This is a genomic window from Leisingera sp. ABM4_101 (genome assembly GCF_056158725.1).
Window position 1 is genome coordinate 4,274,947 of the sequence record NZ_JBSWTV010000002.1, and the last position, 13,573, is coordinate 4,288,519.

Consider the following 13,573-nt stretch of genomic DNA (forward strand, 5'->3'; position numbering starts at 1 on the left):
CCGGCCGCCAGCCCGGTTTCCCGCGTCAGCCTGTGCCATCGCCCAGCGGCTGCAGCACCCGTTCGGCACCGGCAGAGACGTTCTTTCGGTACTGGCTGGGTGTTGCGCCCTCCTGCTGGCGAAAGGCGCGCTCAAACGCGGAAACCTCGGAATAGCCCAGTTTCTCGGAGATCTCCTGAATCTGCACACCCGGCGCCATCAGCATGCGCTTGGCAATTTCCATGCGGCAGCCCGCCAGCAGCCGGGAGAATTTCTGACCCTCGTCTTCCAGCCTGCGCCGCAGGGTGCGCCGTGACATGCCCAGCGCTGCCGCGACGGTGGTCTGTTCAAAGCTTTCCTGCCCGATGCGCATCAGCAGTTCACGGCGCACCCGGATTGTCACCGGCGCGGCGCGTTCGCTTTGGCGGGCAGAGTTGACAATCCGCTGGGAGGCTTCCTTGAACGCCTGATTCTGTCTGCTGGACAGCGGCAGGTCCAGCAGGCCTGCGTGGAACACCAGCGTGTTTGAGGGCGCAGCGAATTGCACCGCGCAGCGGGGCCCAGCCGTGCTGTGGCTGTGCAGGGCGCTTGATTCGTGCTCCAGCATCAGCTGGTCCGGCCGCCAGTCCGGTCCGGCGGCGGACTTGATCAGGCTGTGGAACACCGACAGAGTCAGCTCTGCATCCTGCTGCCGCGGCCAGATGCCGGTGTCCAGGATGCGGTAGGTCAGCCGCGCCTTGTCCCCATCGACATCCAGCCGCATTTCAGAATCGCTTTGCACCATCGGGAAAGCATTGCGGAACAACGACAGAGCGGCGCCCAGCGTTGGTGCCTGTTTGATGAATTCCCCAAGCGTGCCAAGGTTTTGCAAATCAAAAACAGAACCGACCCGCCAGCCGAAATCAGGCAGGCCGAGCTGCTCGGAAGCATGTTCGCAAAAGTCCACGAATTTCTTCAGGCCGATCTCGCCGTGCAGGTCCTCCGGCGTGATCCGGGCATTGCGGCAAAGCGAGGCGGAATCGCCATTCATGAACTCAACCGCCCGCAGCGGATCGTTCAAAGTGGAAGCAGAAATCCGGGGCTGATAATTGTGTGGCATCGCGTATTTCCTCAGGATTGCGCCAGAATACCGCAAAAATCCGTCATTCCAGAAAAATTGCCGCGGTCCGGGGCTGAGCCGCCAATTCTGTCCGGAAATGTCGGGTTGTTGTCCGGATGCGTCCGCCACAAGGGCCGCACCGGCGGTGCAGCTTGTGTAAATGGCACCTCAAAATGGCACCTTTGATATTGCGATAGCAGGCGGCGGCCCGGCCGGGTCGGTGGCGGCGGTTCTACTGGCGCGGGCCGGCTTCCGCGTGGCGCTGGCCACACTGCCGCCGCGTGCGCCCCGGTATGAGGGGATGTCAGCCCGCGTCGCCGCGATTCTGGCGCGGCACCGGCTGCCGCTGGCGGGGATCGGCCCTGCGGCGCAGCGCCATGTCAACTGGGGCGCATTTCAAGGCGGCCAGAATAGCGAGCATCTGGCCGACCGCAGCGCCTTTGATGCCGGGCTGCTGGAGACGGCGCGGGCTGAAGGCGTCAGTGTTATCTATGCGGCAGTGTCCAGCGTGCGGCCGGAGGCGGGCAAAATCCGCCTGGCCGATGGCAATTGCCTGACCGCCCGGCTGCTGTTTGAGGCCCGCGGCCGCCGCGCACCGCGCCAGGGCTCGGATCTGAGCCGGGCTGAGCTGGTGGGGCCGGACACGATCTCCGTTGCCGGATTTGTGCCGCCGCGGGCGGGCGAAATGGAGACGCCGCGGATCGAGGCCCAGCCCGGTGGCTGGATCTGGTCGGTTCCGGTGGACCGGGGCCGATTGTGGCTGCAGGCAGTGGGCGCTGCGGCCTCGCTGGGACCGGCACGCGGCAAGACAGCGGTGGCGGCACTGTGGGAGACAGTGCTGACGGATCTCCCTCTGCCCCGCCGCCCCGTTGTTCATGCGATTGCGCCGCGGCTGGCGGCGCCGGATCTGGATCCGCGCTGCCCGCGCCTCGGCGATGCGGCGGTGGCGCTGGATCCCCTGTCGGGGCACGGGATGTTCTGGGCGGTGTCCTCGGCGCTGATGGCAGTGCCCGTCGCGCGCACGCTTTTTGCGGGGGAGGCGGACTTGGCTCGCGACTTCTACCGCAACCGGGTGACAGAGACCTTCTGGCGGCAGGCGCGGGTGGGTCGAGATTTCTACCGCGAGGCGGGGTTTCAGACACCGTTCTGGCAAAAGCGCGCGGCCTGGCCGGATGATGCGCCAGCCCATGACACCAGCATCAGCCCGCATGTGGGCACGCGGGTGGTGGTGCAGGACGGGCATCTGGCGCGGCGAGAGGTGCTGATCACCCGTGATGCCCCGGGCGGTGCGGCTTTTGCCGCCGGACAGGAGATCGTGCCGCTGCTGCACCGCTTGAACGGCCAGCCGCTGCCGGACGCGGCCCGCTTTCACAGCGCAATTCTGCCCGAGGCCCCGCCGCAGGCGGCGCGGGCAATCCATCAATGGCTTTTGTCACAAGGGTTTACCGAGGGGGCGCAGATCCCCTGGGACACCACAAACAGGGAGACTGATTTATGCAACTACGACCCCGCGGCCTGACGGCTGCACTTCTGATATCAGTGGCGGGCGCCGTGCCCGCGCTGGCCAGCGAGGAGCTGCTGCAGAATATCTGCTCCAGCTGCCACACGGCAGAGGAAAACGGGCTGAGCCGGATCAGCGGCCAGCGCAAGACGCCCGAGGGCTGGATGATGACCATCGTCCGGATGCAGCAGTCGCACGGGCTGGAGATCAGTGCCGAGGACCGCCGCGCCATCGTGCAGCATTTGGCGGACACCCAGGGCCTCGCCCCCTCCGAAGCAGCGCCTTTCCGCTATGCCCTGGAGAAGGACCCGAACGCTCAGGAAAACTTCGACGAGCCCTTCGCCTCAATGTGTTCCCGTTGCCATACCGGCGCGAGGGGACTGCTGCAGAACCGCACCGCGGAGGAGTGGGAGCTGCATATGGATTTCCATGTCGGCCATTTCCCGACCATCGAATACCAGGCGCTTGGCCGCGACCGGGAGTGGTACAAGATCGCCCGGACCGAGATCGCCGACTATCTGGCGGAGCAGAACCCGCTGGAGACTGCGGCCTGGACGGACTGGCTGGCGGCGGACAAGCAGCCGGTGGTCGGCGACTGGGTGGTGATGACTGACCTGCCCGGCATCGGCGAGGCCTATGGCAAGCTGACGGTGACGGGCGATGCCTCGCCCTATCAGGTCAGCGGCGCGTTCTTAACGGCGGACGGCACTGCGCATCCGGCGTCGGGGCAGATGAACCTGTACACCGGCTATGAATGGCGCGCCAATCTAGACATTGGCGGCACCGCCTACCGCCAGGTGCTGGCGCTATCGGAGGATGGCAACAGCCTGCAGGGCCGCCAGTTCGACCGCAGCAACGACGCCCTGGGCGCGCCGCTAAGCGGTGTGCGGGACGGGGCCGGCAGCGTCATCCTAGGCACGGTTCCTTCTGCCGTTCCAGCAGGGGAGGCGCAGGTGCAGGTGGTTGGCACCGGGCTGGGCGGGTTGGACAGTTCCAGTGGCGATGCGGCTGCGAACACCTATGGCGCGACGCTTTCGCTGGCGTCTGAGGGCAATGGCGTCGTCACCTTCAGCGCAGGCGGGGCCGAGGGGCAGATCGCCCATTACATCTCGCTCGACAGCCTGCGGGTGGAGCCGGAGTTCACCATCGCCCGCGTGGGCGGCGGCAGCGAGGAAGGACCGGCCGCCGTGCCTGCCTATTTCAACGCGGTTGGCATGTGGAACGGCCCCGACGGCCAAGCAGGCACCGAGGACGACGTACGTATCGGACGGATAGAGGCGCAATGGACCGTGGCCAACGCGCATGAGCACGCAGTCCACATGAAAGACACTGAATTTGCGGGGGAAATGCAGGCAAACGGCATCTTTGCGCCTGCCATTGCCGGCCCCAATCCCGACCGCCCTTTCAGCGCCAATAATGCGGGTGAGCTGACAGTCCAGGCCGAGGCGATGGGCCAGCAGGCGGAGGCGATGCTGATCGTCACTGTGCAGCGCTTCATCGACCCGCCGATCCGCTGAGACAGGGGAGAGAGACCATGAAAGACTTTCACTATCAACCGGCCAATGCGCACCGGGTTGAGGTCGGGGGGCGCGAGGTTCTGTTCCACGTCCCGACCACCTCGATCTTCGAGATGGACGGGGTGGACCGGGATATCCTTGATTATGCCGCGCAGGAGCAGGCGTTCTCCATGGACGAGTTCGAAGCGCGGTTTGCAGAGGAGGATGCAGCGGCAAGGCTCGACGGGCTGGTGCGGCTGGATATCGTCAACGACGGCCGCCCGCTGCAGCCGGAACGACCGCCGATCGAGATCGAGACCTTCCCGCTGACCACCATCGTTCTGAACGTCAACACCGGCTGCAACCTGGCCTGTTCCTACTGCTACAAGGAGGACCTGGCGGTGCCGTCGAAGGGGCAGAAGATGGCCTTTGAGACCGCGCGGAAGTCGGCGGAGATGCTACTGGCCGAGAACCCGGACCGGGACAGCTATAACATTGTGTTCTTCGGCGGAGAGCCGCTGTCGAATCTGCCGCTGATCCGCCAGGTGGTGGACTGGGCCGAGCCGCATTTTGCGGGGCTTGGCAAGGAGGTGAACTTCAGCCTGACGACCAACGCGACGCTGCTGACGGAGCCGCTGATCGACTGGCTGGACGACCATCGCTTTGGCCTGACGGTCTCCATCGACGGGCCGAAGGCGCAGCACGACCTGAATCGCAAGACGGTCGGCGGCAAAGGCACCTATGACACCGTCGCCGCCAAGGCGCGGCTATTGCTGTCGCGGTATGAATCCAAGTCGGTGGGCGCCCGCGTCACCCTGACGGCGGGGATCACCAATATCGTGGAGATCTGGGATCATCTGATCAACGATATCGGCTTTGCCGAGGTGGGATTTTCGCCAGTCACTTCGGGAGACATGGATGCCTTCAACCTCAACGGTGCCGAGCTGCTGGAGGTGTTCGAGGGGATGAAATCCCTTGGCAGGCTCTATGTCGCGGAAGCACTGCAGGGCCGCAACATCGGCTTTTCCAACATGCATCAAATGATGAACGACCTTTATGAAGGGCGTTCCAAGGCGCTGCCATGCGGTGCCGGGGTGGGGATGCTGGCAGTGAATCACGATGGCGCGCTGAACCTGTGCCACCGGTTCACCGGCTCGGAAATGGACCAGTTCGGCACCGTCGATGACGGCATCAAACGCAAGGAGTTGTCGAGCTTCATCAAGGCACGGTCTGACCGCACAGAGAAGGGCTGCGCCACCTGCCGCATCCGAAACCTGTGCGCGGGCGGCTGCTACCACGAAAGCTACGCCCACTTCAGCGACCCGATGATGCCGACCTATCACTACTGCGACCTGATGCGCGACTGGATTGATTTCGGGGTCGCCGCCTATGCCCGGCTGATCGCCCAGGCACCGCAGTATTTTCACCACCATGTTGCGCCGAGGAGGGCGTTTGGAAAATGAAACCGCTCAATCAGAAAGCCGAACGCGTTCAGCAGGCCGCGGCCGAAGGCCAGATGGACGAGGTCCGCGCGATGCAGACCGTGACCGCAGGCTGCGCCACCACATTCGACCCGGGCTGGGAGGTCGACCCTTTTGGCGGCCTGGCTGCCCTCTGCCAGCCGATGGAGGCGGACCTTTACGGCTGCTCCGACCCCTGCTGGTGGCCCGCGCAGGTGCCCGACATCATGGTCAACCACCCGAACTGGGACGAGGGCGCGCCCAATGCCGCCAAGGACTGGCGCGCGCTTGGCGCCACCTACCCCACCGACGCAGAAACCTGAGGAGACCCGCATCATGAAATCCGCGCTTTTTGCTGCTGCCGCGTTTTGCGCGTCAGCCCTGCCGCTGGCCGCTGGCGACCTTCTGGTGACGGTGGCCCGGCCCTCCAACCTCTATGTCTTTGATGCAGCGGACCGCTCAGTCAAAGCTGACTGCGAACTGGGGGCGAATGTAACACCCGGTGTCATTGCCATGTCGCCGGACAACCGCATTGCCTATGTGCTGCTGAACCATTGGCAGGATGTGGTCGGGGTCGATATCGAAACCTGCGAAAAGGTCTTTCACGCCGCCCAGTCCGAGGGCGATGTGACCCGCCGCTCGCTGGCCTCGCTGGCAGTGTCCAAGGACGGCAGCCAGATCTACACGGTGCGCAACCCCGTACGCAAGAAAACCGACCGCTATGAGGTGATGCAGCCGGAATTCGCCGTCTATGACGCCAGCGCCGGGCTGGAGGCGAAGCCGTCCGCCACCTTCGAGGCGCCGCGCCGCTCCACCTTGATGGCGAGCGACCGCAACGGGCAGGTCTATGTGGCCGGGCATGAGATCTACCGGGTAGATCCCTCCAACGGTGAAACAGAGGTGGCGATTGCCAATGCCAGCTGGGACCGCCCCACCTACAGCTCGCCGGATGTGCTGGCGTTCTGGCCGACTGGCAGCCAGAACGACGAGATGCTGCTGATGTATACCGCAGCGGTCTTTACGAACGAATCCCAGCAGGAGCTGGCGGATTTTGTGTGGGGATATCAGTCTGTTGACCTTACCACCGGGGAGACGGAGATTGCCGATTTCGCCTCCTTCGAGGTGCTGATGTTCTCCGCCGTGCGCAGTGCTGTGGATCCCAAGCATCTGTACGGCGTCTATACTCAGCTGTCCAAGCACAACCTAGAGACCAGGGAGCTGGTCAAGCGGGTGGACCTGCCGCACACCTACTACGTCGTCAACGTCTCCAGCGACGGGCGTGAGATCTATGTTGCGGGCACCAATGACGACATCGGCATCTATGACAGCGAAACGCTGGAACGGGTGGGCGAAATCCGGATGCCGTCGGGCGGGGATATGTCTGTCTCCACCCTGCATGTCGTGCCGCAGGGATGACCAGGCCTGCTGCCAAACTTTCCCCCCAGCCGGGCAGTGCCGCTGCCCGGGCCTGGCCGCGCCTGCCTTCGCGTGCAGGTGCGGCGCTTTTTACACCCGCAACAGCCGCTTGGTTGCTGCCGCTGCTGCGCCCGCACCGGCGGCGGCTGGCGGTGCTGCTGCTGATCAGCTTTGCCGCTGCCGCGCTTGGCCTGCTGCCGCCCTATATCAGCAAGCTGGTGATCGACCGCGGGCTGATGGCGGGGGATGCGGCGCAGTTGGTGACCTGGTCCGCGGCGCTGTTTGCAGTTGGTCTTTTGGCAACCGGCACCGGTGCACTGAGCAACATCCTGCATATGCGCGCCTCGGTCCGGATGCTGGCGCGGATGCGGCAGAGGCTGCTGTCGCGGCTGGCCGCCAAGCCGGCCGGGTGGTTTGCCAGCCAGCGCGCGGGTGAGCTGCTGGCACGGATTGATGGCGACGCGGCGGAGGTGCAGAAGTTTGCATTCAACGCAGTCTTGGGCGGCTCCTCGGCGCTGATCCGGCTGGTTGGCGGCTCTGCGATGCTGATGGTGCTGGATTGGCGGCTGGGGCTGCTGACGGCGCTTTTGGCGCCTGCCGAGCTGGCCTTTCTGATCTGGGCGCGGCCCCGGACCGAGCGCCACGCGGCAGCGGTGCGCGAGATGCAGGGGCGGTATTCCGCGGGGCTGTCGGAGACGCTGTTCGGCCTGCCCGCGCTGCAGGCCGCCCGCGGTGCAGGATGGGCGCAGCGGCGCAGCCTGCGGGATCATGCCGGGCTGAGCCAGAGGCTGATCGCGCAGAACCTGTGGGGGGAATTCACCCGCGCGGTGCCGGTACTGCTGTCGGCGCTGACCCGGTCCGCGATCTTTCTGGCGGGCGGGCTGATGGTGATCCGCGGCGAGTGGCCGCTGGGCTCGCTCATTGCCTTCATCGCCTATATGGGCTTCATGACCGGGCCGATGCAGTCGCTGCTGGGCCTGTGGCACGCGCAGGCGCGGGTCAAGGTTGCAGCGGCGCGGCTGGATGCGGTGATGCAGGCCGATCGCCCCGCCCGGGCGGCCGGTTTTGCGCCTGCGGGGTATGATCTGCGGCTGGCAGGCGCGACCGTTTCCCGCGGGGCGGCGGCGCCGTTGGGGCCGCTGTGCCTGACCATTCCCGAAGGCGCCAAGGTGGCACTGAGAGGGGCGAGCGGGGCGGGCAAGACCTCTTTGCTGGCGGTGCTGTGCGGGCAAGCGCGGCCCATAGCCGGAAATGTGACCCTTGGTGGCGCGGATCTGGGCCTGCTGAGCGGGGCCATGTTGCCGGAGCGGGTGGCTTATGCCGGCCAGCGCCCTTTCACCGTTGGCGCCAGCCTGCGAGACAACCTGTTCCAAAGCCGAGCCTTCTGGTCCAAGGCGGAGAATGAAGCGCAGGTCTGGGCACTGCTGGAGCTGTCCGGCCTGTCGGACAGGTTCCACAGGGCTGAGGGCCTGGACACCCCGCTGGGTGAAAACGGGCTGACCCTGTCTGGCGGTGAGCGCCAGCGGCTGTGCCTGCTGCGGACGCTGCTGGTGCCGTTTAACGTCCTGATCCTGGATGAGGCGCTGTCGGAGGTGGATCCCGCCACCGCCGCCCGGATCCTGGCCCATATCGACGAAGCCTTTCCCCATGCCACCCGCATCCTGACTGCCCATGGCGGCGCGGCGGCGGGCGGGGAGTTCGACATGGTAATCGACCTGGAGGAGGCTCAGGAATGACCCCCGCATCGCGGATAGCGCTGATTGACGGTCCGCTGGCGGCGGAGACCCCGGGCCTCATCGCGCGCACAGATGTATGCAAGCTGCACCCGAGGGCCGCCGAAAGCCCGGCGGCGCTGCACGCCAGCCACATGGCTGCTGCCATCCGAGCCAATGCGCCCAACGCGCAGATCCTGGGGCTCAGCATCTTTCCCGGGAGGCTGTCCACTTCGCTCGCCATCGTGGCGGAGGCGCTGCGCCATGCCGCAGTGACGGAGGCGGAGATCGTCCACTGCTCCTTTGGCCATGGTGAGGCCAGCCCGCAACTGGCGGAGGCAGTGGCGGCGGTGCAGGCTGCGGGGAAACTGCTGGTGGCCTCCGCCCCGGCGCGCGGCGGGCCGGTCTATCCGGCGGGGTACGAGGGCGTGCTTTCCGTGCAGGGAGATGCCCGCTGCGGCGTTGGCCAGTGGTCGCTTTTGAACCTGGCCACGGCGCGCTATGGAGCCTGCCCGGGCGGTCCCGGCACACCGGTGCGGGGGGCCAGCCTGGCGGCGGCGCATTTCACTGGACTGCTGGCCCTAGCCTGCAGGCAAGGCGGAACAGACGCAATGCTGCAGTCCCCCTCTTTCAACGGCCGCGAACGCATCGGGGCGGGAGGCCCGCAAGCCGCATGATCTGTTTTGACCACTGGAACAGCACCCTGCGTGCCAGCTGCGGGCATTACTATGCAACCCCGGGCCGGTCCGCGCGGGAGTGGGCCGGATCGTTCATCCTTCGCCAGCGCAGCGGCATCGATGTGGCCGAGATCCGCTGTCCGGCGGCCCGCATCGAGCGAACCCGCAAGGGCATCCTGCGCGACGATCTGGAGCATTTCTTTCTGCTGCGCCAGCTGGAAGGCGAAATCGGAATTCAACATGCAGGCCGCGAGACCATGCTGAGGCCAGGGGAGTTCCTGCTGCTCAATTCCACCCGCATGGCAGAGCTTTGCATCACTGGCACGCCTGCCGCCTTTCTGTCCGCACATCTGCCGCGGGCGCTGGTGCTGGAGCGGCGCCGCGAGATGCCCGCTGCAGGCTGCAAGATCACTCCGGCGCATCCGCTGCACGCCAGCCTATGCGGGCTGATGGATGCGGTCGGAGCACAGGACAACGCGGGCTATATCTTTGACCTGGTGCCGTTGGCCTTTGCCGGTGCAGGCGTGCCACCGGGCGCAGGCAGCCTGAGCAGCCGCAAGCACCGCTTCCGTCTGGTGCGCGAGACGCTGGAGCTGCTGAGTGCCGACCCGGGGCTGACGGTGGATACGCTGGCCGCGCGCACCGGGCTGTCACGGCGCCAGCTGCAGCGGGAGTTTCAGGAAAACGGCACCACCTTCACCGAGTGCCTGACCCGCACCCGGCTGGCCGCGGTGGCGGGCAAGCTGCGCCATGCGGCACGGCAGGGCGCCCGGGTACCGATTGCCCAGATCGCCTATGGCGCGGGGTTTGGCGATATCTCCCACTTCAACCGCAGCTTCCGCCAGCAATTCGGCAGCTCGCCGCGCGGGTTTCTCAACACCTGCAATCGCGGCGGAATTTTGGCGCAGGACGCAAATTCTTTGGCACCCGTCCCCAAGACCGCGCCGCCGGGGCGTGGTTGTCTTTCCCAATCAAATCCGGCTGACGGTTAAACAGGGAGAACGGCAATGGACTATGGCATGCTGATCAACGGCAAACAGGTTTCGGCGGAGCGCATGATCGAGGTGATCAACCCGGCAACGGAGGAGGTGTTTGCCCGTGTGCCGCATGCCTCTGAGGCGCATCTGGAGCAGGCGGTTGCCGCCGCCAAGGCAGCGCAAAGGGGCTGGGCAGAGACACCTATGGCGGAACGGCGCGCTAAGGTGGAGGCGCTGGCCGCCGCCATCGGCGAGGAGGCGGATGAGCTGGCGCGGCTGATCACCCGGGAACAGGGCAAGCCGCTGCCCGAGGCGCAGGGTGAGGTGGCCTGGTCGCAAGGGTACCTGGCGCATACCGCGACGCTGGAGCTGCCGGACCGGGTGATCCAGGACGACGCGGAGTTCCGCATTGAGACCCGGCACAAGCCCCTGGGCGTGGTCGCGGGCATCATCGCCTGGAACTTCCCGCTGCTCTTGTGCTGCTGGAAGATCGGGCCTGCGCTGATGGCGGGCAATGCCATTGTTCTAAAGCCTGCGCCGACCACCCCGGTTGCGGCGCTGAAGCTGGGTGAGATCTGCGCGCGTATCTTACCGGCAGGCCTGGTCAATATCATCACCGATGCCAATGACCTGGGCCCCAAGCTGACGGCGCATCCGGATGTGGCCAAGATCGGCTTTACCGGCTCGTCGGAGACCGGCAAGCAGATCATGGCGAATGCGGCGGACACCATGAAGCGGGTGACGCTGGAGATGGGCGGCAACGACCCGGCGATCGTGCTGCCTGATGTGGACGTGAAGGCGGCTGCGGAGAAGGTCTATGGCGGCGCGTTCCTGAATGCCGGCCAGGTCTGCCTTGCGGTCAAACGTGCCTATGTTCACAGCGACATCTACGAGGAGTTCTGTGCCGAACTGGCCGCCCTCGCGGAACAGGCGGTGGTCGATGACGGCATGAAGCAGGGGACGACCATAGGCCCGATCCAGAACAAGGCGCAGTTCGACAAGATCAAGGGGTACTTGGAGGACGCCCGCGCCTGCGGCCAGATCATTGCAGGCGGGACGGCTAAGGATGGCCCGGGGTATTTCGTGCCGCCGACCATCGTGCGGGATGTGACCGACGGGCAGAAGATCGTCGACGAAGAGCAGTTCGGCCCGGTGCTGCCGGTGATCCGGTTTGACGATATCGACGATGTGGTCACGCGGGCCAATGCCTCCGACTACGGGCTGGGTGGATCGGTGCATTCGGGCGATACTGCCAAGGCAACCGAGATTGCAGGGCGCATTAAATCCGGCACCATCTGGGTCAACCAGCAGCTGAACATCGGCCCGCATATCCCGATGGCCGGCTTCAAGGGCTCCGGCCTCGGCGTCGAGCAATCGGTCGAGGGGCTGGCGGAATACACCCAGATGCAGGTGATCAACGTCGCCCGCGGTTGACCCCCTTTGAAACCCGGCCGGGTTGCCGTTGCAGCGGCCCGGTCCGCTTACCCAGCAGAGAACACCAATGACTGACCCGCAAACTGACCTCACCGCTCCGATTGACGGCCTGTCGCATGTGCAGGGGCCAAGTGAACCGCCGTTGCAGCACGTCACGATTCCAGCCCTTCTGCGTCAGGCGGTGGAGCAGTATGGCAGCCGCGAGGCGCTGGTGTTCACGGATGCGGGCCTCCGGATGACCTATGCGGAACTGGCGCAAAAGGCGGATGAACTGGCGGCAGGGCTGTTAGAACTGGGGGTTGGCAAGGGCGACCGGGTCGGGATTTGGTCGCCGAACCGCTGCGAATGGGTGCTGACGCAGTTCGCTACCGCGCGGATCGGTGCCATTCTGGTCACGATCAACCCGGCCTACCGGCTGGCGGAACTGGAATATGCGCTCAACAAGACCGGCTGCAAGGTGCTGATCGCAGCGGAATGCTTCAAGAGTTCCAACTATCTGGGCATGATCCGGGAGCTGGCACCTGAGCTGGCTGCCGCCGCCCCCGGGCAGCTGGCAGCGGTCCGGCTGCCCGCGTTGCGCCATGCGGTGGTGATGGCGGCGGATCCCGGTCCTGGCGTATTGCCCTTTGAAACCTTGCAGGAGATGGGCGCGGGTGCGAACACCGCCGCGTTGGACGAGATCACTGCTAGGCTGAACCCGGATGAAGCCATCAACATCCAGTTCACCTCTGGCACCACCGGCCTGCCCAAGGGGGCAACGCTGACGCATTTCAACATCGTCAACAACGCCCGGTTCGTCACCAGCCGCATCAAGGTGACCGCGGCCGACCGCCTGCTGATCCCGGTACCGCTTTACCATTGTTTCGGCATGGTGATGGGTGTGCTGGGGGCGGTGTCCAAGGGGGCGGCGATGATCTTCCCCGGCGAGGCCTTTGAACCAGTCGCGGTTATGAAAGCCGCCGCCGCGGAGCGCGCCACCGCGCTCTATGGCGTGCCAACGATGTTTGTCGCCATGTTGCAAGAACTGGACCAGACACCGCGTGATGTGTCCTCCCTGCGCACTGGCATCATGGCAGGCGCCCCCTGCCCGATTGAGATCATGCGCCGGGTGAATACCGACATGCATATGCAGGAGGTGACGATCTGCTACGGCATGACCGAAACCGCGCCGGTCTCCTTTCAAAGCCTCACCACCGACCCAGCAGAGAAACGCTGCACCACCGTAGGCCGCGCGCATCCGCATCTGGAGATCAAGGCAGTGGATGACAAGGGCCACACCGTTCCTGCAGGGGAACGCGGCGAGCTGCTGGTACGCGGCTACTCAGTCATGCAAGGGTATTGGGACGACCCGGAGGCGACTGAGGAGGCCATCCGGGACGGCTGGATGCGCACCGGCGACCTTGGCTCTTTTGATGCAGAGGGGTTCTGCAGCATCACAGGGCGGGTGAAGGACATGATCATCCGCGGCGGCGAGAACATCTATCCGCGCGAGATCGAGGAGTTTCTGATCCGCCACCCGCGGATCGCGGATGCCCAAGTGTTCGGGGTGCCGGACAAGAAATTCGGCGAGCAGGTCTGCGCTTGGATCGTGCCCGCACCGGGCACCAGCCTGGAGGAAGAGGAGGTGCGCAGCCATTGCAAAGGCCAGATCGCACATTTCAAGATCCCGCAATATGTGCGGATTGTGGCAACGCTGCCGATGACCGTCACCGGCAAACCGCAGAAATTCAAGATGCGTGCGGAGATGGTCAGGCAGCTCGCTCATTGAGCACCCGGGCTTCTGCAGCCCAGGCGCCAGGTTAGCAGCTGTCATCGCCGCTGC

General features: G+C 65.4%; 11 protein-coding genes. 10 read left to right on the plus strand and 1 reads right to left on the minus strand.

Annotation, left to right across the window (positions count from 1 at the left end; all coding sequences use genetic code 11):
• Positions 1 to 25 precede the first annotated feature (25 nt).
• Positions 26 to 1,078, minus strand: a complete 1,053-nt coding sequence (gene qhpR / locus ACXAEK_RS21870) for an AraC-like transcriptional regulator QhpR (protein WP_475045137.1) — start codon at positions 1,076 to 1,078, stop codon at positions 26 to 28.
• A gap of 160 nt (positions 1,079 to 1,238) precedes the next feature.
• Between qhpR and qhpG the strand changes: the two genes are divergently transcribed.
• The 10 genes from qhpG (at position 1,239) to ACXAEK_RS21920 (ending at position 13,519) form a co-directional block, all read left to right on the plus strand.
• On the plus strand, positions 1,239 to 2,597 hold the full coding sequence (gene qhpG, locus ACXAEK_RS21875; protein ID WP_475045139.1) for a flavin-dependent monooxygenase QhpG: 1,359 nt from the start codon (positions 1,239 to 1,241) through the stop codon (positions 2,595 to 2,597).
• Positions 2,573 to 4,096: a quinohemoprotein amine dehydrogenase subunit alpha gene (gene peaA / locus ACXAEK_RS21880; RefSeq protein ID WP_475045140.1), complete on the plus strand. Its 1,524-nt coding sequence runs from the start codon at positions 2,573 to 2,575 to the stop codon at positions 4,094 to 4,096. Before qhpG ends, peaA begins: the two co-directional genes overlap by 25 nt.
• Positions 4,097 to 4,113: 17 nt before the next feature.
• Positions 4,114 to 5,538 carry a quinohemoprotein amine dehydrogenase maturation protein gene (gene peaB / locus ACXAEK_RS21885; protein ID WP_475045142.1) on the plus strand — a complete coding sequence of 475 codons (1,425 nt, stop codon included), beginning with the start codon at positions 4,114 to 4,116 and terminating at the stop codon, positions 5,536 to 5,538.
• A complete protein-coding gene (qhpC, locus tag ACXAEK_RS21890) occupies positions 5,535 to 5,858 on the plus strand; it encodes a quinohemoprotein amine dehydrogenase subunit gamma (RefSeq protein WP_019297900.1) in 324 nt (107 codons plus the stop codon). The genes peaB and qhpC overlap by 4 nt, the downstream gene beginning before the upstream one ends.
• 13 nt (positions 5,859 to 5,871) lie before the next feature.
• A complete protein-coding gene (peaD, locus tag ACXAEK_RS21895; protein WP_475045145.1) occupies positions 5,872 to 6,951 on the plus strand; it encodes a quinohemoprotein amine dehydrogenase subunit beta in 1,080 nt (359 codons plus the stop codon).
• A gap of 113 nt (positions 6,952 to 7,064) precedes the next feature.
• A complete protein-coding gene (locus ACXAEK_RS21900; RefSeq protein WP_475045147.1) occupies positions 7,065 to 8,687 on the plus strand; it encodes an ABC transporter ATP-binding protein in 1,623 nt (540 codons plus the stop codon).
• Positions 8,684 to 9,340, plus strand: coding sequence for a subtilisin-like serine protease QhpE (qhpE, locus tag ACXAEK_RS21905; protein ID WP_475045149.1), 657 nt, complete (start codon positions 8,684 to 8,686; stop codon positions 9,338 to 9,340). The genes ACXAEK_RS21900 and qhpE overlap by 4 nt, the downstream gene beginning before the upstream one ends.
• Entirely contained in the window at positions 9,337 to 10,332 is a 996-nt protein-coding gene (locus tag ACXAEK_RS21910) for a helix-turn-helix domain-containing protein (protein ID WP_475045150.1), read from the plus strand. Before qhpE ends, ACXAEK_RS21910 begins: the two co-directional genes overlap by 4 nt.
• 15 nt (positions 10,333 to 10,347) lie before the next feature.
• Positions 10,348 to 11,751, plus strand: coding sequence for an aldehyde dehydrogenase family protein (locus tag ACXAEK_RS21915; protein ID WP_475045151.1), 1,404 nt, complete (start codon positions 10,348 to 10,350; stop codon positions 11,749 to 11,751).
• A 67-nt stretch (positions 11,752 to 11,818) separates the two neighbouring features.
• On the plus strand, positions 11,819 to 13,519 hold the full coding sequence (locus ACXAEK_RS21920) for an AMP-binding protein (protein WP_475045152.1): 1,701 nt from the start codon (positions 11,819 to 11,821) through the stop codon (positions 13,517 to 13,519).
• The last annotated feature ends 54 nt before the right edge of the window (positions 13,520 to 13,573 follow it).